General features: G+C 74.8%; 18 protein-coding genes. 16 read left to right on the forward strand and 2 right to left on the reverse strand.

Features of this window, described 5'->3' with window-relative positions; all coding sequences use genetic code 11:
- Positions 1–67 precede the first annotated feature (67 nt).
- The 4 genes from BJ983_RS30390 to BJ983_RS02980 all read left to right on the forward strand — a co-directional run bounded on the left by BJ983_RS30390 (position 68) and on the right by BJ983_RS02980 (position 2545).
- Positions 68–532, forward strand: coding sequence for a hypothetical protein (locus BJ983_RS30390; protein WP_179792438.1), 465 nt, complete (start codon positions 68–70; stop codon positions 530–532).
- On the forward strand, positions 529–867 hold the full coding sequence (locus tag BJ983_RS02970; protein WP_179792439.1) for a transcriptional regulator: 339 nt from the start codon (positions 529–531) through the stop codon (positions 865–867). Before BJ983_RS30390 ends, BJ983_RS02970 begins: the two co-directional genes overlap by 4 nt.
- 90 nt (positions 868–957) lie before the next feature.
- A complete protein-coding gene (locus BJ983_RS02975) occupies positions 958–1305 on the forward strand; it encodes a YciI family protein (RefSeq protein WP_179792440.1) in 348 nt (115 codons plus the stop codon).
- A 4-nt stretch (positions 1306–1309) separates the two neighbouring features.
- Entirely contained in the window at positions 1310–2545 is a 1236-nt protein-coding gene (locus BJ983_RS02980; protein WP_179792441.1) for an RNA polymerase sigma factor, read from the forward strand.
- A gap of 10 nt (positions 2546–2555) precedes the next feature.
- Here the strand turns inward: BJ983_RS02980 and BJ983_RS02985 are convergent, their stop codons facing one another.
- Positions 2556–3350, reverse strand: coding sequence for an SAM-dependent methyltransferase (locus tag BJ983_RS02985; RefSeq protein ID WP_179792442.1), 795 nt, complete (start codon positions 3348–3350; stop codon positions 2556–2558).
- 20 nt (positions 3351–3370) lie between these two features.
- On the opposite strand from BJ983_RS02985, the gene BJ983_RS02990 reads away from it, so the two are divergent.
- Positions 3371–4270 (forward strand): TIGR03621 family F420-dependent LLM class oxidoreductase, encoded by a 900-nt coding sequence (locus tag BJ983_RS02990; protein WP_179792443.1) that lies wholly within the window; start codon positions 3371–3373, stop codon positions 4268–4270.
- Between the two features lie 27 nt (positions 4271–4297).
- On the opposite strand, the gene BJ983_RS02995 is transcribed toward BJ983_RS02990, so the two are convergent.
- Complete coding sequence (locus tag BJ983_RS02995; protein WP_179792444.1) at positions 4298–4684, reverse strand: VOC family protein; 387 nt, start codon at positions 4682–4684, stop codon at positions 4298–4300.
- Positions 4685–5008: 324 nt separating this feature from the next.
- Between BJ983_RS02995 and BJ983_RS03000 the strand changes: the two genes are divergently transcribed.
- From BJ983_RS03000 to BJ983_RS03050, 11 genes are read left to right on the forward strand one after another with little or no spacing between them, the layout of a single operon-like run.
- The gene (locus BJ983_RS03000; RefSeq protein WP_179792445.1) at positions 5009–6775 is read left to right on the forward strand and encodes a WD40 repeat domain-containing protein; all 1767 of its coding nucleotides are present in this window, start codon (positions 5009–5011) and stop codon (positions 6773–6775) included.
- The gene (locus tag BJ983_RS03005) at positions 6772–7827 is read left to right on the forward strand and encodes a formylglycine-generating enzyme family protein (protein WP_179792446.1); all 1056 of its coding nucleotides are present in this window, start codon (positions 6772–6774) and stop codon (positions 7825–7827) included. Before BJ983_RS03000 ends, BJ983_RS03005 begins: the two co-directional genes overlap by 4 nt.
- Positions 7820–8452 carry a GTP cyclohydrolase II gene (locus tag BJ983_RS03010; RefSeq protein WP_179792447.1) on the forward strand — a complete coding sequence of 211 codons (633 nt, stop codon included), beginning with the start codon at positions 7820–7822 and terminating at the stop codon, positions 8450–8452. Before BJ983_RS03005 ends, BJ983_RS03010 begins: the two co-directional genes overlap by 8 nt.
- Positions 8449–9495, forward strand: a complete 1047-nt coding sequence (locus BJ983_RS03015) for a pyridoxal-phosphate dependent enzyme (protein WP_179792448.1) — start codon at positions 8449–8451, stop codon at positions 9493–9495. The genes BJ983_RS03010 and BJ983_RS03015 overlap by 4 nt, the downstream gene beginning before the upstream one ends.
- Positions 9479–10180 (forward strand): class I SAM-dependent methyltransferase, encoded by a 702-nt coding sequence (locus BJ983_RS03020; RefSeq protein WP_179792449.1) that lies wholly within the window; start codon positions 9479–9481, stop codon positions 10178–10180. The genes BJ983_RS03015 and BJ983_RS03020 overlap by 17 nt, the downstream gene beginning before the upstream one ends.
- Positions 10180–13443 (forward strand): ATP-grasp domain-containing protein, encoded by a 3264-nt coding sequence (locus BJ983_RS03025; protein ID WP_179792450.1) that lies wholly within the window; start codon positions 10180–10182, stop codon positions 13441–13443. Before BJ983_RS03020 ends, BJ983_RS03025 begins: the two co-directional genes overlap by 1 nt.
- The gene (locus BJ983_RS03030; protein ID WP_179792451.1) at positions 13440–13997 is read left to right on the forward strand and encodes an NADPH-dependent FMN reductase; all 558 of its coding nucleotides are present in this window, start codon (positions 13440–13442) and stop codon (positions 13995–13997) included. The genes BJ983_RS03025 and BJ983_RS03030 overlap by 4 nt, the downstream gene beginning before the upstream one ends.
- Positions 13994–15274: an ATP-grasp domain-containing protein gene (locus tag BJ983_RS30395; protein WP_179792452.1), complete on the forward strand. Its 1281-nt coding sequence runs from the start codon at positions 13994–13996 to the stop codon at positions 15272–15274. Before BJ983_RS03030 ends, BJ983_RS30395 begins: the two co-directional genes overlap by 4 nt.
- Positions 15271–15819: a serine O-acetyltransferase gene (locus tag BJ983_RS03040; protein WP_179792453.1), complete on the forward strand. Its 549-nt coding sequence runs from the start codon at positions 15271–15273 to the stop codon at positions 15817–15819. The genes BJ983_RS30395 and BJ983_RS03040 overlap by 4 nt, the downstream gene beginning before the upstream one ends.
- Positions 15816–17033 carry an MFS transporter gene (locus BJ983_RS03045; protein ID WP_179792454.1) on the forward strand — a complete coding sequence of 406 codons (1218 nt, stop codon included), beginning with the start codon at positions 15816–15818 and terminating at the stop codon, positions 17031–17033. Before BJ983_RS03040 ends, BJ983_RS03045 begins: the two co-directional genes overlap by 4 nt.
- The gene (locus BJ983_RS03050; protein WP_343053663.1) at positions 17030–18034 is read left to right on the forward strand and encodes a dihydrofolate reductase family protein; all 1005 of its coding nucleotides are present in this window, start codon (positions 17030–17032) and stop codon (positions 18032–18034) included. The genes BJ983_RS03045 and BJ983_RS03050 overlap by 4 nt, the downstream gene beginning before the upstream one ends.
- The last annotated feature ends 11 nt before the right edge of the window (positions 18035–18045 follow it).

An 18045-nucleotide genomic window follows, 5' to 3' on the forward strand; every position in this document is an offset into this window, starting at 1 on the left:
TATTGTCGGGCTTGACTTTCCTGGCCGGCAAGTCGACTGTGTTTCCATCCAGGAAAGGGAGGTGGTTATGGAGCGCATCACGACCGACCAGGCGCAGGCCGCGCTCGACCGGGCGACCGCGGCCCGTGGTCGGGTCGCCGCCGAGGTCGGGCTGCCGCGGGGCTACTGGTGGGGCCTGGCCGCAGGCTGGGTGGTGCTGGGTGCACTCGGCGACGTCGGGCCGTCGTGGCTGGCCACGACCGCCACGGTCGCGTTCGGGGTGGGCCACTCGGTCGTCGCGACCCGTCTGCTCGACGGGCGGCGCCGCACCGCGAAGCTGCAGGTCAGTGCCGCCGTCGCCGGCCATCGGACCGCACCGATCGTCGTGGGCATGCTGCTGGTGCTGGTCGCCCTCACCGTCGGGATCGCGCTCGCGCTCCACGCCGACGGCGCCCGGCACGTCGGGACCTGGTCCGGGCTGTTCGTGGGCGCCATCGTCGGGTTCGGTGGCCCGGAGATCCTGCGGGTGCTTCGGGCGCGGCTCGGGCGATGACGGTCGCGCGGTTCGACGACCTGATCCACCCCGCGACCCGGCTCTCCCTCGTCGCCACGCTCGCCGCGGTCGACTGGGCCGAGTTCGCCTATCTGAAGGAGGGCCTCGGGCTCTCCGACTCGGCGCTGTCCAAGCAGCTCACCACGCTGGAGGACGCCGGCTACGTGATCACCGAGCGTCGTCTCGACGGCAGCCGGCACAAACTACGGGCCCGTCTGTCGGACGCCGGGCGCGACGCGTTCGAGGGCCACGTCGCCGCGTTGCAGGAAATCGTCGACGGTGCCGGGTCGTCGTTGCAGGTCGCGCAGTCCCGACGCGACGACACCTCGATCTGATCCGAGGGCTCCTGTCGATTCCGCTCGAGGCCGCGCGTCGTCATGGTGGACCCGGATCCGCGGGTCACCACCGAGCAGAGGACGGACGACATGGCCCAGTACCTGGTGCTGATCTACAACGACGAGGCCGCGCTGGACGCCGCGCGGGAGGAGGACCCCAGGGCCGTCACGGCCGAGCACGGCCGGTTCGCGGCGCAGCACGGTGCGGCGCTGCGTGGTGGGAACGCGCTCGAGCCGTCGTCGACCGCGACGTCCATCCGTCCGGACGGCGCCGGTGGCTTCACCGTCACCGACGCGCCGTTCGCCGAGGCCAAGGAGGGCCTGGGTGGCTACTACGTCATCGAGGCGGCCGACCTCGACGAGGCGGTCGACATCGCGAAGCAGGTGCCGACCCTCGGCGGCGGCGTCGAGGTCCGGCCCGTCATGGTCCTCGACTGAGTCGATGACCGCCGGAGCCGCGGTGGCCGCGGTGGTCGCGGACGCGCATCGTCGGGAATGGGCCTTCGTCCTCGCCGCGACGGTGCGCGTCACCCGCGACCTCGACCTCGCCGAGGAGTGCGTGCAGGACGCCTACGCCCGGGCCCTGCGCGTCTGGGGCGACGACGGCGTCCCACGGAACCCGGGCGCCTGGCTCACCACGACCGCACGACGACGGGCACTCGACCTCCTCCGCCGCGAGGGCACGGCCCGCCGGGCCCTGCCGCTGCTGGTCGAGGAGGAGGCCGTTCCCGACGACGAGGAGGACGAGGTCGGCGACGACCGGCTCCGGCTCGTGTTCACCGCCTGCCACCCGGCGCTCGCGCGGGAGGCGCAGGTGGCGCTGACGCTGCGGCTGCTGTGCGGGTGCTCGACGGCGGAGGTGGCCCGGGCGTTCCTGGTCGCCGAGCCGACCATGGCCGCCCGGATCACCCGCGCCAAGAAGAAGATCGCGGCGGCCCGGATTCCGTACCGGGTGCCGCCGCTCGCCGAGCTGGGGGAGCGGGTCGAGGCGGTGTGCGAGGTGGTGCACCTGTTGTTCACCACCGGCCACGCCGCCCCGGCGGGCGCCGACCTGATCCGCCGCGACCTCGTCGAACGCGCGCTGGACCTGGCCCGGATGCTGCACGCCCTGCTCCCGCGGCGCCCGGAGGTCACCGGCCTCCTGGCCCTGATCCTGCTCACCGACGCCCGCCGCGAGGCACGCCTTCACGACGACGGGTCGCTGGTCCTGCTCGCCGACCAGGACCGCCGTCGGTGGGACCGGGCCGCGATCACCGAGGGGATCGCCCTGGTGCGCGAGGCGCTGGGGCACCGGCCGCCGGGGCGCTACGCCCTGATGGCCGCGATCGCCGCCGTGCACGACGAGGCACCGACCGCCGATGCGACGGACTGGCGCGAGATCGTCGGTCTGTACGACCTGCTGGTCGCCCTGTGGCCGTCGCCGGTCGTGGCCTTGAACCGCGCGGTCGCGATCGGGTTCGCCGACGGGCCGGCGGCGGGGCTGGACGCCCTCGAACCGCTCGCGGCCGAGCCGCAGCTGGCCGGCTATCCCTACCTCGCCGTCGCGCGGGCGGAGTTCCTGCACCGGCTGGGGCGTACCGACGATGCGCGCCTCGCCTACGAGGAGGCCCTGCTGCTCACCGAGAACGCGGTCGAGCGCGATCGCCTCGCTCGTCGGCTGGCGCAGCTCGGTCGCTGAGCCGCACAGCTCACCGCACCAGGCCGAGGCCGCCGTAGGCGCCGATGGACTCGGGCTGCTCGCCCGTGAGGTCCGGTCGCCACCGGGCGACATCGACGAGACCCGGCTCCACCAGCTCCAGGTCCGCGAACCAGCTCGTCAGCTCCGCGCGCGACCGCAGGACGGTGGGATGGGTGCTCTGCGCGTACACCCGCTGGCCGGCCCGGACTCGCTCGGCGAGCTCGGGATCGTCGACGTCGTCGCTGCCGTGCGAGAGGACCATGGCACTGCCCGGCTGCAGATGGCGGCGGTAGGCCGCGACGACGGACGCCGGGTCGTCGGCGTCGGGGAGGAAGTGCAGGACCGCCAGCATGAGGACCGCCACGGGGCGGTCGAAGTCCAGCAGGTCGCGCACGGTCGGGGCGGAGAGCACTCCGGCGACGTCGCGGAGGTCTGCGTGGGTGACGCTGACCCGGTGCTCCGCACCGAGCAGGTCACGAGCATGTGCGACCGCCACGGGCTCGTGGTCCACGTACGCCACGCGGGCGTGCGGGGCGTCCCGGAGGACGATCTCGTGGACGTTGCCGACGGTGGGGACCCCGGAGCCGAGGTCGAGGAACTGGTCGATGCCGGCGGCGACGCAGTGCCGCACCGTCCGTCGCAGGAAGGCACGGAACGCCCACACCGCGGCGACCATGCCCGGACTGGATCGGATCGCCTCGTCGGCCAGCGCCCGATCGACCGCGAAGTTCTGCCGTCCTCCGAGGAGGTAGTCATACATCCGAGCGGCATTCGCCTGCTCGGGATCCGGACCTGCCTGCTCCATCGGCCCCCTACCCTCGCCCCATGGTCAGCGACGCTAGCCGCCCGTTCCGTTTCGGGGTCGTGATGATCGGCGACGTGACCGCGTCGTGGGCCGATCGTTGCCGGCGGGCCGAGACCCTCGGCTTCGACACGGTGCTCGTGGCGGACCACCTCGGGAGGCCCGGCCCGTTCGCCGCGCTCGGAGCCGCCGCCGTCGCGACCGAGCGGGCACGGGTCGGCACCTTCGTGCTCAACGCCGCGTTCCACGACCCCCTGCTGCTCGCCCGCGAGGTCGCGACCCTCGACGCCCTGTCCGGGGGCCGCGTCGAGCTCGGTCTCGGCGCGGGGTACGTGCGGTCGGAGTTCGACGCCCTCGGCCTGCGCTACGGGACGGCCGGCGAGCGGCTCGACGGGCTGGAGGAGTTCCTCGACCGGCTCGCGCCGCTCCTGGCGGATTCGACGGCCGTTCAGCGTCCGATCCCGCTCTTCCTGGGTGGGAACGGCAACCGGATGCTGCGCCTCGCTGCTCGGCGGGCACAGATCGTCGGCTTCAGCGGCACGACGACGGACCGCGACGGCCGGCTCTCCCTGATCGGCGGGAGCGACTACGCGGACCGCGTGCGGCACGCGCGCGCCGAGGCCGGCGACCGCGCGGAAGAGATCGAATGGAACGCCCTGTTGCAGGTCGTCGAGATCACCGACGACCGGGAAGGCCGGGCCGAGGAGGTCCGCCGGGAGCGTGCGCCGCACCTCACCCTCGACGAGTTCCTCGCCGCTCCGACGGTGCTGGTCGGCTCCGCCGAGGAGATGGCGACCGAGCTCGACACCCGTCGTCGGGACCTCGGACTCAGCTACATCACGGTGCTCGAGCCGGCGATGGAGTCGATGGCGCAGGTGCGCTCCGCGCTCGTGAGCACTCAGTGGGGCTATCACCCCACTTAGTGCTCACCTGGCGGAGCCACCTCGCGATCAGTCGGGGTCCACCCAGTGCAGGACCACCCGGTGTCCGTCCGGGTCCGTGACGGTCACGCCCCGGGTCCACCACCAAGGATTGTCGGGTCGGGTCTCGTCGGCCTCGGGGACACGGGCCCGGGCGGCGAGGGCCGCGGCGCGGTCGGCGAAGCCGAGCACCAGGAGGTCGTCGGGGCCACCGGACGACGGTGACGCGTCCCGGTGCCAGGTGAGCTCCAACTGATGGCTCGCGTCCGGCAGGCCGAGGATGAGCCCCCACCAGCCCTCGTGGTCCTCGAACTCCCCGACGACCGGCAGGTCGAGGCCCTCGACGTAGAAGCGTCGGGAGGCCCGGAGGTCCCCGACGACGAGCGCGACACGGGTACGCACGAGGCGGTCGATCACGGCCGGAGGCTATCGCGCAGCGATCGGACGGAGATCCGGTAGGCCGTTCGGCTGGACTCCGGATCCCTGCTCGGGAGGCTGCTCCGGTTCCGTGGCCGGGCGCCGGCAGACAACGGCCCTGGCCAGGTGCGTGTTCCCGTCAGGCTGTCACTCCGTGTAGCCGACCGGAGGGGAGTCGGGCGGTCCGGCCGTTCACCTGCAGTTCGTTGACCTTCGACAACGACCCCGCATAACGTCGCTTATCGCCTGCTCCCCGGGATCGACACCCGGTCTGACCAGCGGGTTCGAGTCGTCCTCCCCCTCAGGCTTCAGAGGTGATGCTGCGTGTCCAGCTCCGGTCACAACGGCCCCATCAGCGGGATCGCCACCGATCGGCAGCACAGGGTGCTGACCGCCGGTTACGACAACCGACTCATCCTCTGGGACCGGGCGACCCGTCGGCCGGTGGCCCGCGCGTGGCACGACCACCTGGTCAACAGCTGCTCGTTCTCGCCGGACGGGCGACACGTCGTCAGCTCGTCCAGCGACCACACCGCACGGGTCTGGTCCCTGCCGGACCTGCGTCTCGTCGCGGTGCTGGGCGGGCACGGCGACGACGTCGAGACCGCCGCCTTCAGCCCGGACGGGCGCCGGGTCGCCACGGCGAGCCGTGATCACCACGCCCGAATCTTCGATCTCGACGGCCGGCTGCTCACCGTCGTGGCGGGGCACGAGGCGGACGTGCTCTCCGTGGTGTGGGACCCCTCGGGCGAGCGTCTGATCACCTCGAGCGACGACGGCACGATCCGGACCTGGTCCGCGGACGACGGCCGGGCGCTCGGGGTCGTCGACATGGCCGGGGTCGAGACCGACACGATCGCCGTGTCGCACGACGGGACGATCTACGCCGGTGACGACGACGGTCGCCTGACCACGATCGACGGCACCGACCGCAGCTCGGTCGCGGCCCACGACGCCGGGGTCAAGCGGCTCGTGCTCGACGACGTCGAGCCGCTCCTGGTGAGCCTGAGCTACGACCGGACCATGCGGCTCTGGGACGTCTCCGGCGCCCGCCCGACCCTCCGCGTCACCGCCGACCTGCCCGCCGACGTCTGGCCCCGCTCCTGTGCCTTCGTCGACTCCACCACGCTGGTCTTCGCGACCTTCGGTGACTCCTACCGGACCTACGACGTCTCGGCGGGCGCCTGGCTCGACGAGCACGTCGGACCCACGTCGGGGGTCAACGCGGTCGTCGACACCGGGGACCGGGTGCTCTGCGTCGGCGACGAGGGTCGGGTGAGTGACGCCGAGGACGGCAGCACCGTGGCCACCACCGGCAGCCTGGCCAACTTCCTGACCCCGCTCGGGACGCTCGTCCTGACGGGCGGCCAGCTCGGTCTGGTGGCCGACGCCCTCACCGGACGTCCGCTCCACCAGCACCGTTCGCCGCTCAACTGCGGGGTCCGGTTCGAGCGCGGCGGCGTCGAGCACGCGCTGGTCGGCACTTACACCGGCGAGGGCCTGGTGTTCCGGGTCGGTCACGACCGCGAGCCTGCGCTCGAGTTCGTCGCCGAGATCCGACTGCACGACAACGCGGTGAAGTCGGTCGCGCTCTCCGGGAACCTGATCTTCTCGGTGGCGGCGGACGCGGGTGCCACCTGGCTCGACACCGAGACCCTCGAGGTGATCCGGACCGTCCCCGACGGCCACGACAAGATCGCCAACGGCTGCGCCGGCCTCGGCACCGAGGGCAGGTTCGTGAGTGTCAGCCGCGACCTCGCGCTGCGGGAGTGGGAGATCGGTCGGTGTGTCCGCCGGACCCCCACGCCCCACGACCACTCCGTGAAGTGCGTGGCGGCCTCCTCCGACGGCCGGCTCGTGGCGACCGCGAGCTACAACGGCCACGCCGCCGTCTACGACCGGGTGCTCGACCGGTGGACGGTCAGCACCCGGCTCAGCATGACCGGCGTCTCGTCCCTGACCTACAGCGAGCGCCGCGGCGAGTTCCTGGCCGGCTGCTACGACGGCACCGTGCACCGGCTGCCGGTGCAGGACGGCGCCGCCTCGGACCGGACGAGCGTCCTCGCCGGGGCGCTCGGGGTCGTCCGATGACGTCGGCCGCGGTCCACGCCGGGACGGTCGACCTGCGCGGCGCCGACCTCCACGCGCTCGACGACCGCGACGCGATGGGACTCGTCCCCGGCGTCCACGACCGCATGCCCGACGGCTTCGCCCACGCGGCACGGGAACTGGGGACGCTGCCCGACGACCTGGTCGCGGTGGTCGAGGACGCCGGTCAGAGCCGGGCCCGCCGTCTGGCCGCGGGCACCCTGCTCGCGCTCGTGGGCGATCCCCGGATCCGCACGGAGGACCCGGCCCTGGTCCGGGTACCGGGTGGCACGTTCCGGATGGGTGCCACCACGGCCGAGGTCGAGCGGGCGGCCCGGACCTGGGCCGAGGTCGGCGTCCGTCGGGACTGGCTCGAGAAGGAGGAACCGCAGCACGTCGTCGCGCTCGGGGACGTCGTGATCATGCGCTACCCGGTGACCCACCTCGAATGGCTCGCCTACCTCACCGACACGGACACCGGCAGCGCCCCCGGGGTCCCGACCTCGTGGCGGTTCGGCATGTTCCCCCACGCCGAGGCGAACCACCCGGTCTGGACCGTCGAGGCCGAGCAGGCCGACGACTACGCCCGCTGGCTCTCCCGGCGGACCGGCCGCTCCTTCCGACTGCCCACCGAGGCGGAGTGGGAGTACGTCGCCGGGGGCGGTGCGGATGGGCCGCGCGCGGAGTTCCCCTGGGGGGACGAGCCGCCGACGGCCGAGCACGCGAACCTGGTCGAGCACGGGCCGGTGAGCACCACGCCCGTCGGCTGCCACCCCGCGGGGCGGACGGTCCACGGGGTCCACGACCTCGCCGGGAACGTCGAGGAGTACGTCGCCGACGACTACCGGCCCTACCCGGGCGCCGCGGACGTCGAGGACGACCTGGCGCGCCACGGGACCTACCGCATCGCGCGGGGCGGGGCCTTCACCCGCTTCGGGGATCTCGCCCGGATCCGCCGCCGCCACGGCCGCTACCCGCGCCCCCTCTACGCCGTCGGCTTCCGGCTCGTGGAGGACCGCCCGTCGACCCCGATCCGCGAGGAACGCCATGCATGAGGCCTCGGTCCGCAACCGCATCAGTCTCGCCGGCTTCCGGGCCACGGACGTCACGGGGGAACTCGTCACCTTCAACGGGCTGACCGACGGACGCGAACACGTCGCCTACGTCGTGGGCGACCCCGGTGCGTCCCCGCTGGTCCGCATCCACAGTGAGTGCCTGACCGGTGACGTCCTCGGCTCGACCCGCTGCGACTGCGGCCCCCAGCTCGACGAGGCCGTGGAACGCATGGTTCTCGACGGCGGGGTGCTGCTCTACATGCGGCAGGAGGGGCGGGGCATCGGGCTCTACAACAAGGTCGACGCCTACCGGCTCCAGGACGCCGACGTCGACACCTTCCGCGCCAACGAGATGCTGGGTCGTGGTGCGGACGAACGCGACTACCGGCCCGCCGCGCAGATGCTCGCCGCCCTCGGGATACGCCGGATCCGGTTGCTGACCAACAACCCCGACAAGGAGAACCAGCTCCGCGCCCTCGGGATCGACATCGTGCGCGTGGAGCCCACCGAGGTGCACCGCACCTCCGCGAACGAGCGCTACCTCGTCGCGAAGGCCCGCCACGGACACCGCCTCGAGGTCGGCCGTGACCTGCAGCCCTCCGCGGTGCGGGGAGACCTCCGGTGACCCCGGCGACGGCGACGGCCGTCCCCGCGGCGATCCGCAGCGCGTTGGACCGGGCGGACAGCACCGTGCCCCGGTCCTTCGCCGACGTCGAACGGCGCGCCTCGGCGCGGACGCCGGAGCTGGGCGTGATCGGGCGCGGTGTCGGCCACACCCCGCTGGCCCCGGTGCCCAGCCGGGGCGGACGGGGCACGGTCTGGCTCAAGACCGAGGCCTCCAACGCGACCGGCACCGTGAAGGCCCGCACCGCCTACGCCCTGCTCTGCGGGGTCCTCGCCCGCTGCGACCGGGCCGGGCTGCGCCTGGTCGAGTACACCGGCGGCAGCATGGGCGTGGCGCTGGCCGACGCCTGTGCGCGGCTCGGCATCGACCTCCACCTGGTCTTCCCGCCGGGATCCCCTGCCTCGCTGCACGAGGCCGCCCGGGCACGCGGTGCGGCGGTCTCCTTCGGTCCCGATGGAGGCGGGTTCCTCGGGACGATGGACGCCGCCGCCCGGATCGCCGAGGACGAGGACCGTCGGCTGCTGCTCCAGCACGCCGCCGGGGTGGCGGTGGCCATGCACCGGGAGCGCACCGGCCGGGAGATCGTCGACGGACTGGTCCGGCTCCGGGTCGACCCCGTCGGCGTGGCCGCCGCCTGCGGCACGGGCGGCACCCTGATCGGGGTCCTGCACGCGATGCGCGAGCGCTGGTCGGACGCCGCGGGCGTCGCGGTCTTCCCCGCCGAGGCGCCCTACGGCGACCCGGCCGCCCCGACGACCGCGCGACGGATGAACGGCACCGGCGGGCTGGGGCTCGGCGTCCGTCAGCCGTTGCTCCGCGACGACGAGCAGACCCTGAGGTTCCGCGACATGCCCTACGCGGACGCGCTCGGAGCCGTCCGCGACCTGCGTTCGTCCGCCGGGATCGCCGCGTGCACGAGCGGCGCCGCCGCCTGGGCCGCCGCGTCCGAGCTGGTGGACGACCCCGCGGCACCAGGTCGCGACGCCGTCGCGATCCTGGCCGGCCGGGGGACACCCGAGGAGTGGCATGACGCGCTCGACTGACCCGGGCACCGCCCACACCGGGTACGCCGACTACCGGGACACGGTCGCCTCCTCGTTCCGGTCGGCCTACGACGCGCACCGCGACCGGTGGACCGACGATCCCGTCGCGGCGGGCATCACCGACTTCGCGGTCGCCGCGGTCCGTCGGCACCGTCCCGGCGCGCCGTACCCCGACCCGGCCGTCCGGCTCCTCGACATCGGCGCCGGCCGCGGCCACCAGAGCGCGGTGCTCGCCGAGCGCCTCGGCGCGGACGTGACCGCGGTCGACCTGCTGCCCGTCGCCGACGCCACCGCGCCCCGACGGGGCCGGGTCCGGCACGTCGTGGGGGACTTCCTCGACCTCGCGCCCGCCGACGGCCGCTACGACGTCCTGCTGGACAACGGCTGCCTGCACCACCAGCGCCCCGAGGACTGGGCACGCTTCGTCGCCCACGGCCGGCGGCTGCTCGCCGACGACGGCCTCTGGGTGCTCTGCACCTTCCTCAGCCCGGGTCCTGAGGTCGCCTTCCACGACCAGGCCGACGGTCGCCACAACGTCTGGTTCACCCCGGACGACCTGCAGGAACTCTTCACGACGGCGGGTCTGGTCCGGGTCGACGAGACCGTCCTCGACCGTCGGTTCGCCGCCCGTGGGTTCGACCTCGCCTACCTGCTGCAGACGTTCGTCGTGGGCGGGGCCGGCTGATGTCGCTCCACGTGCTCGTCGTCGAGCTGCCCGCGTACCGGCCGCTGGACACCCTCGCCGACCTCGTCGCGGAGGGCGTGCGGATCAGCCTGCTCGCCCGCGACCCCGAGAGCGCCGTCCGCGCCGCCGGCGGGGATCCCGACGGGGTCCTCACGCGGTGCATCGCCGCCGACCCCGAAGACACCGGGACTGCCGCCGACGCGGTCCTCGCCGCCTGCGCGGACGACCCCGTCCACGGGGTGATCTGCACGTGGCACGGCAGCCTGGTCGCCGCCGCCCGACTCGCGCAGCGGCTGGGACTGCCGCACGAGGAGCCGGATCGGCTCGACCGTCTGCAGGACAAGGCGGAGATGCGGGCCCTCCTCGCCGCCGCGGGGCTGGACGACACCGAGTTCCGGCGTGTCACGGACGCCCGGTCGCTGACGGACGCCGTCGCGGCCCTCCGTCCGCCCCTGGTGGTGAAGCCGTGTCGGGGCTCCGGCTCCATCGGGGTGCACATGGTCGACACCCCCGAGGACGTGAGCGCGATCGGCGCCGACGGGCTCGCCGCCCCGCTGCTCGTCGAGCGACGCCTCGCGGGTCGGCTGTGCAGCGCCGAACTCGTCGTGGACGGTCCCGAGATCACGGTGCTGGGCATGACCTCGCGGTTCCCCGGTCCCGTCGACGGCGTCGTCGAGCTGGGCGGGGCGTTCCCCGCCGTCCCCGACGGGGCAGGACCGGCGCTGGCGCTGGCGCGCCGCGTCGTGGCGGCCCTGGGGCTCCGGCGCAGCGTCGTCCACGTCGAGCTGATGCTCACCCCGTTCGGGCCCCGCGTGGTGGAGGTGAACACCCGTGCGCCGGGGAACGTCGTCCTGCGGCTGATGTCGCGCGCGCTCGGCCGGACCGTGGCGCTGGACATGGTCCGGCTGGCGTGCGGCCTCCCGGCATCGCAGGAGGTCCTGCCGGTCGGCCAGGTGGCCCTGCTCCAGGTCGTCGCGGAGGTGGACGGCCGGCTCCGCCGGGCCGTGCTCCCGCCCCCGGGGCCGCGTGCGGGTGGACGGGTGCTCGAGGCGGCCCTGTCGGCGGAGCCCGGACAGGCCGTGCGCCGTCCCCGCACGAACCGCGACCGGCTCGGACACGTGCTGGTCCACGCCGACTCCGTCGCCGAGCTCGACACCCTCGTGGCTGCCGTCACCGAGGAGATCGCGCTCGACGTCGAGCCGGATCCCGTCCCGACGACGGAGGCGCCCGTGGCGCTGCTCCTGCGGGTGCGGGGCACCGTGGACGAGTCGACCGCCGGCCGGTACCTGACCGGCGCGGCGGCCGCGACGTCGCGGTTCGCCGTCTCGGGCGACCTGCCACCGCAGGCCGCCGCACTGCTCGCACGTCTCGCGCCCGGCCGGGCGTCGCGCCCGCCGTCGGGGACGGCGGAGGCGCCGGTCGCGGTCCTCGAACTCGGGCGGACGCCCCGCTGCGCCCCCTGGTCCGGGGCCGGGATCGGGGCCGTCGTCGGCCGACTGCTCGACGGGACGCTGCACGACGCGGTCGTGCTCCTCGCCGACGGACCCGTGTGGCGTGCGGTCGACGTCGAGGACCCGGCGGTCGTCGATCCGGTGCTGCGGTTCCTCGACGGGGAGGGCGACGGGCCCGTCGCCCTGCGGATCGGTGACGGGTCGTCGCGACTGCTCGCCCACGTGGACGGCGATCTGCTCGCGATCCACGCCCGGCATCGCGGACGGGACCTCGTCGCCGACTGCGCCCGGGACGCCCTGCACCGGGTCGGCGTCCCGGTCCGGCCCGGCGCGGGCCGGGGATGCGCGACCGCGCTCGCACCGCTCGGTCTCCCCGGCGGACGGGTCCGCGTGGTCGCGGCACCCGACGTCGTAGAGCTGCGCCGACGTGCCGAGGTGGCCGAGGCCGTCGTCCCGGTCGATGACGGCCAGGTGGTGGAGGACGGGCGCGACGACGCCGGTCGGGACGCGACGGGGTGGGTGGTGATCGCCCGCCCCGGCATAAACGACACGGACGGCGTCGTCACGGCAGCGGCGGCCGTCGCGACGAGCGCCCGGCTGCGGACCGAGGCCCTCGACCGGTGTCACGTGCTCGTCCTCGACCGGTTGGGCCCCGCCACCCTGGTCCGGTCCGACGGGCTCCTCCTCGATCCCGCCCGCTTCCGGACCACGGTGTTCTCCGCCGCTCCGGTGTCGGTCTGGAGCCCGGGCGCGACACCGGACGCGGTGCACACCGTGGACGTGTTCGACCCGTCGGCCGTCGTCGCGCTGGCGGACGCGGTGCACCGGGTCCGACCGGTCGACCGGGTGGTCGCCGCCTCCGAACGGCTCCTCGACACCGCTGCCAGGCTCCGGGCGCGGTTCGGACTCCCGGGGGCCGACGTCGCGCACGTCGCGAGGTACACCGACAAGGCCGTCATGAAGCAGCTCGCGAGCGCGGCCGGGATCCGGCACGCACCCGGCTCGGTGGTCCACGACGGGGACGACGTGCACGCGGCCCTCGCGCGCTGGGGGCGCATCGTGCTCAAGCCGCGGCGCAGCTCCGGCTCGCAGGGCGTCACGGTCTGCGCGGACGTCCCGCAGGTGGAGGCCTGGATCGCCGGGAGCCTCGCGCCGGGCCGGTTCCTGGTCGAGGCCCACGTGTCCGGGGCGATGGTCCACGTCGACGCCCTCGTGGTGGGCGGCCGTGTCCGGGCGTGGGACGCCTCCCGCTACGTCCGGGACACCCTGGCCTACCAACGGGGTGCCCCGCTGTCCTCGGTGAGCGTCGAGGAGGCCGGGCGTGACGCCTACCGCGCCGTGCTCGAGGCGGTCGTCGCGGCGTGGGACGCCTGCGACGAGGTCCTCCATCTCGAGGTCTTCGACGATCCGGACGGTCCGGTCTTCTGCGAGGTGGCCGCTCGTCCGGGCGGCGCCGGTGTGGTCGACGCCTTCCGGGCGACCCGCGGGGTGGACCTGCGGCACGCCCGGGTGCTGCTCGACGTGGGCGGCGACGTCGAGGAGCTGTTCGGCGAGCCGACGGCGGCGCACGCCGGCTGGACGGTCCTCTACTCGTCCGGCGGGCGCCTCGCGCACTACGACGACCGCCCGGTCGCGGAGGCGGCCGCCGTCCGGACGGTCCCGTGTGTCGGCGACGTCGTCCCCCCGTCCCGGTTCTCGGGCACGGGGATGAGCAAGTACGTGTTCGCGGCCCCCTGCCCCGACGAGGTGGCGGAACTCGTCGCCCTCGCCGAGGCCGGGGTCGTGGCGACCTTCGAGGAGGAGGACCGATGATCGTGGGCATCCTGGGGAGCGCGTCCCCCACGTCGGGCACCCGGACGGCGCTGGACGCCGTCGCGCGGCGGTGCCGGGCCGCCGGCCACGAGTTCGATCTCGTCGACCTCGCCGTCGAGTACCGCGAGCTCCACGACGTGGCCCGGCACGACGCCCCGCCGCCGGGGAGCCAGATCGCCGCGCTCCGGGCGCGGGTCCGGGCGGCGGACGCCCTCGTGCTCGCCACGCCCGTCCACCACGGGACCTTCTCGGGCCTGCTGAAGAACGCCCTCGACCACCTCGCGGGCGACGAGTTCGCCGGGCGCCCCGTCGGCCTGCTCGCGCACGGCAGCGGGGCCAAGGCGGTCACCGGCGCCGTCGACTCCCTCCGCCCGGTGGTCCGGGCGCTGCAGGGCTGGTCCACCCCGACCGGGGTGGGCGTCGCCGCCGCCGACCTGCTCGACGGGATCGCCCCGCTCGTCGAGACCCGGATCGAGGAGATGGTCGAGCAGATCGACCTCTTCCTGGGACGGACCCGTCGGGTGCCCGAGGCGGCCGTCGGGGTGGTCTCGTGACCGCGGAGGACCACCTGGTCCTCCTCAGCGGGATCGGGGGACCGGCCGCGGCCGGCGCACTGCCGCAGATCGCGGCGGTGACCCGGGCGGTGAGTGTCGTCCACGTCCGGGCCTGGACGCCCGGGGACGCGGTGCGTGCGGCGTGGGACGAGCACGGCTTCACCGGCGAGTTCGTCGAGGTCGACGACCTCGACGGGGTCCGGGACGCGGCGCTCGCGCTCGCGGGTCGACGGCCCGTCCACGGCGTCGTGACGTACTCCGAGCTGCTCCTGCGTCCGCAGGCCGAGATCACCGAGGTCCTCCACCTGCCGGGCAACCCGGTCGCCGCCGTGGCGTGCGCCCAGTCGAAGGCCCTGCAGCGCGCGGCGTTCGTCGCCGCGGGACTGCCGTCCCCGCGCCACGAGGTGATCACCCGCGCGACGGAGCTCGACGCCGCGGCCGCCCGGGTCGGGTTCCCCGCCGTCCTGAAACCGTCCCTCGGCGCGGGCAGCGTCGGCGTCCGCACCGTCCGGTCCTCCCCGGAGCTCCATGCGGCCTGGGACCGCATCGCCGAACAGCCGACCGCCTTCCTCCAGCACGACCCGTCCGCGGTCCTCGAGGCCCGCCTTCCGGTCGACGACGGGCACGAACCCGACCTGGCCGGCTACTGCAGCGTCGAGGGCCTGGTGCACGACGGGACCGTGACCACCCTGGGCATCAGCGATCGGCTCCGACTGCAGCACGACTGCGTCGAGGAGGGCCTCGTCCTCCCGAGCTCGATGGGGTCCGACCTCGCCGCGCGCGTGGTCGCGTGCGCCGAGCGCGCCATCCGGGCCGTGGGGCTGCGGCACGGCGCGACGCACGTGGAGATCGCCACGGGCGACGGCGACCCGCGGCCCATCGAGGTCAACGCCCGCGTCGGCGGACCGGTCTGTTCGATGGTCGCCGCCGCGACCGGCCGGTCCCTGGTCGCCGACATCGCGGCCCTGGCCCTCGGTCGCCGGGTACCGCCCCTCCCGCCGCCGCACGCGACGGCCTGGTTCCGCTTCGTCCCGGTGCCCGAGGGCGACTGGCGGATCGCCGCGCAGACCCCGGCGGCAGAGCTCCTGACCCGCTTCCCCCAGCTCGTGTACCTGCGCCCCCGTTTCGAGGTCGGCGGGCACGTCACGCTCGCACGCACCCAGCACCTCGCGAGCTTCCTCGTCGCGGCTCCCGACCGGGCCACGGCCGCGGCGACCGCGGCGGAGGTCGAACGGGCCCTCGGGATCGACCTGCAGCCGGTGGCGGCGCTCCGATGAGCGCGCCCGGGCCGGCCGCCCCCGGGCCGACGGTGCCCGCACCGACCCGCCGTCGGGAACGCCCGTCCCTACGGCAGGCGGTGGTCGAGGACCTCGTCGCCGTGGTGGAGCGCGACCCGTCCTGCCCGCGCTGGGCAGCCGTGCTGCACGTGCCCTGGTGGGCGGTCGCCGCTCACCGCGTGGCCCACCGGCTGCACCGACGGGCGCCCCTGCGCGCCCGGCTGATCGCCGCGGCCGCGCGGCTCGTCACCGGGATCGAGATCGCCCCGGGCGCCGTGATCGGCCGCCGCTTCTTCATCGACCACGGCATCGGCACGGTCATCGGAGCGACCGCGATCGTCGGCGACGACGTCACGCTCCACCACCGCGTCACCCTCGGTTCCCGGGGGTGGTGGAACCTCCCGGCCGACCCCGGCGCCCGTCGACACCCCCGCATCGGTGACGGGGTACGGATCGGGGTCGGTGCCTCCGTGCTCGGGCCGGTCACGGTCGCGGCGGGAACGACGGTCCGCGCCCACGCGCTCGTCCTCGAGGACGTCCCGTGAGCGCCTCGCCGCGCGTCGCCGCGGCGCTCCGGTCCCCGCACTCCCGGGTCTACCTCGTCGGCACCTCCGACGCGCTCGGTCTGGGCCTCTACCTCGCGATCACCCCGCTCTACCTGAGCCAGGTGATCGGGCTCCCCGTCGCCGCCGTCGGTGCGGTCCTCGCCGTCGCCGGGGTGACCTCCCTCGTCGGCGCGGTCCCGATCGGCGCGTTCGCCGACCGGGTCGGCCCGCGCCGCGCCCTCGTCGTGCTGTTCTGCGCCCGCGCCCTCGCCTTCCTGGGCCTCGCCGTCGCCGCCGACGTCGGGTCCGCGACCGTCATCCTGGCCGCCGCCGGTCTCCTCAACCGCGGCATCGGGCCGATCGTGCAGTCCGTCGTCGTGCCCGCCGACGAGAGCCCGACCGCTGACCAGGCCCGCTCGATCCGGGCGCTCGCACGGCTGCGGGCGTTGCGGAACGCGGGGATCGCCGCGGGTGGACTCCCGGCCGCGCTCGCGGTGTCGATCGGCGTCGCCACGGGGTACCGCGTCGTGCTCGGCGCCGCCGCCCTGACCTTCGCGGTCGCCGCCGTGCTCTCCTCCCGCATGCCCCGCGACGGATCCGCGCCGCGCCGGACCCCGCGGCTCGCAGCGCTGCGGAACCCGCACTTCGCCGCCGTCACGGCCGTCTACGGGCTGCTCACGCTGCCCGCGCTGATGCTGAGCATCGGCCTGCCGTTGTGGATCGTGGCGCGGACGGACGCCCCGGGATGGAGCGTCGGCCTCGTGCAGGTCCTCAACACCCTGCTGGTCGTCCTGCTCCAGGTGCGCGCCAGCCGTGGGACCGAACGCTTCCGACGGGCCCGTCTGCTCGTCCTCGGCTCCGGTGTCGTCGCGGCCCTCGGAGCGCTCCTCGTCCCGGTCGGCGCCCGTCCCGCCGGCGCGGTCACGGCCGTCGTCGTGGTGATCGTCGCGGTGCTGCTGCTAACGGCCTCCGAGATCGGGGCGACCGCGGGCACCATGGCCATCGCCCTTGACCGGATGCCCGCCGAGGGCCGGGCCGTGGCCCTGGCCACCTTCAACCTCGGCTTCGGGGTCGCCACCGTCGTCGGACCGCCCCTGATCACGGCCGCCGTGGCCGCCGGATCGACGGGCTGGACGTCGATGGCCGGCCTGTTCCTCGTGTCGGGTCTGCTCGTCCTCCCGATGCGCCCGCGCGCCGGAGGAGACGGGAGGTGATCGGGGCGCGACCGCACGTCCTGGCGAGCTGCGCCGTCTCGCTCGACGGGTTCCTCGACGACGCGTCCCCGCAGCGCCGTGTTCTGTCCGGCCCCGCCGATCTCGACCGGGTCGACGAGGAGCGGGCGGGGGTCGACGCGATCCTGGTCGGCGCGGGCACCGTCCGCGCCGACGACTCGCGCCTGCTCGTCCGCGCCCCGGAGCGCCGGGCGGCCCGGGTCGCCCGCGGGCTCCCGCCGAGTCCGCTGCGGGTGGTCCTGACGACGGGTGCGATCGACCCGTCCGCGCGGGTCCTGGGTGGTGACGCCGAGACGATCGCGCTGGCCGGGACGCCTGGTGAGGTGGTCGACGCGCTCGGGGCGCGGGGTGTGGTGCGGCTGATGGTCGAGGGTGGCGCGGCGGTGCTGCGCGAGTTCCTGACGGCGGGTCTGGTCGACGAGCTGCAGCTGGTCCTGGCCCCGCAGCTGGTGGGCGACGGTCCGCGGTTCACCGGCGGTGGCCGCCCCCCGCACCTGGTGGAGACCTGCACACTCGGTGGCGACGTCCTGCTCCGGTACCGCTTCGGGGAGGCCGACGACCGGCACCTGGCCGAGGCGTGTCTGCTCGCCGAGCACTGCCCGCCGTCGGCGACCGCGTTCAGCGTGGGGTGCGTGGTGGTGGCCGAGGACGGCACGGTGCTCGGTGCCGGGTGGTCGCGCCGGGACCATCCGCTCGACCACGCCGAGGAGGGGGTGTTGCGGGCGTTGGGTCACGACCCGCGGCTGCGTCGGGCCACGCTGTACAGCTCGTTGGAGCCGTGCGGGGAGCGGGCGTCGCGGCCGGACCCGTGTGCGGCGTTGATCGCCCGGGCCGGGATCCCGCGGGTGGTCCACGCGTGGAGCGAGCCGCCGGACTTCGTCACCGCGCCGAGCGGGAGCGCGCAGCTCGAGGCGGTCGGTGTCGAGGTCGTGCAGCTGTCGCGGTGGGAGCCGCTGGCACGCAGGTGCGCCACGCGCTTGTGAGCACTAAGGGG

This window comes from Actinomycetospora corticicola, from assembly GCF_013409505.1.
In the GTDB taxonomy this organism is placed as follows: domain Bacteria; phylum Actinomycetota; class Actinomycetes; order Mycobacteriales; family Pseudonocardiaceae; genus Actinomycetospora; species Actinomycetospora corticicola.

Bases quoted from the DNA above. Each gene is read 5' to 3' on its own strand.
- BJ983_RS03040 (WP_179792453.1), top strand. From the start codon at position 15,271: ATGAGCGCGCCCGGGCCGGCCGCCCCCGGGCCGACGGTGCCCGCACCG.
- BJ983_RS03030 (WP_179792451.1), top strand. From the start codon at position 13,440: ATGATCGTGGGCATCCTGGGGAGCGCGTCCCCCACGTCGGGCACCCGG.
- BJ983_RS02970 (WP_179792439.1), top strand. From the start codon at position 529: ATGACGGTCGCGCGGTTCGACGACCTGATCCACCCCGCGACCCGGCTC.
- BJ983_RS03005 (WP_179792446.1), top strand. From the start codon at position 6,772: ATGACGTCGGCCGCGGTCCACGCCGGGACGGTCGACCTGCGCGGCGCC.
- BJ983_RS30390 (WP_179792438.1), top strand. From the start codon at position 68: ATGGAGCGCATCACGACCGACCAGGCGCAGGCCGCGCTCGACCGGGCG.
- BJ983_RS02980 (WP_179792441.1), top strand. From the start codon at position 1,310: ATGACCGCCGGAGCCGCGGTGGCCGCGGTGGTCGCGGACGCGCATCGT.
- BJ983_RS03020 (WP_179792449.1), top strand. From the start codon at position 9,479: ATGACGCGCTCGACTGACCCGGGCACCGCCCACACCGGGTACGCCGAC.
- BJ983_RS03025 (WP_179792450.1), top strand. From the start codon at position 10,180: ATGTCGCTCCACGTGCTCGTCGTCGAGCTGCCCGCGTACCGGCCGCTG.
- BJ983_RS02975 (WP_179792440.1), top strand. From the start codon at position 958: ATGGCCCAGTACCTGGTGCTGATCTACAACGACGAGGCCGCGCTGGAC.
- BJ983_RS02990 (WP_179792443.1), top strand. From the start codon at position 3,371: ATGGTCAGCGACGCTAGCCGCCCGTTCCGTTTCGGGGTCGTGATGATC.
- BJ983_RS03010 (WP_179792447.1), top strand. From the start codon at position 7,820: ATGCATGAGGCCTCGGTCCGCAACCGCATCAGTCTCGCCGGCTTCCGG.
- BJ983_RS02985 (WP_179792442.1), bottom strand. From the start codon at position 3,350: ATGGAGCAGGCAGGTCCGGATCCCGAGCAGGCGAATGCCGCTCGGATG.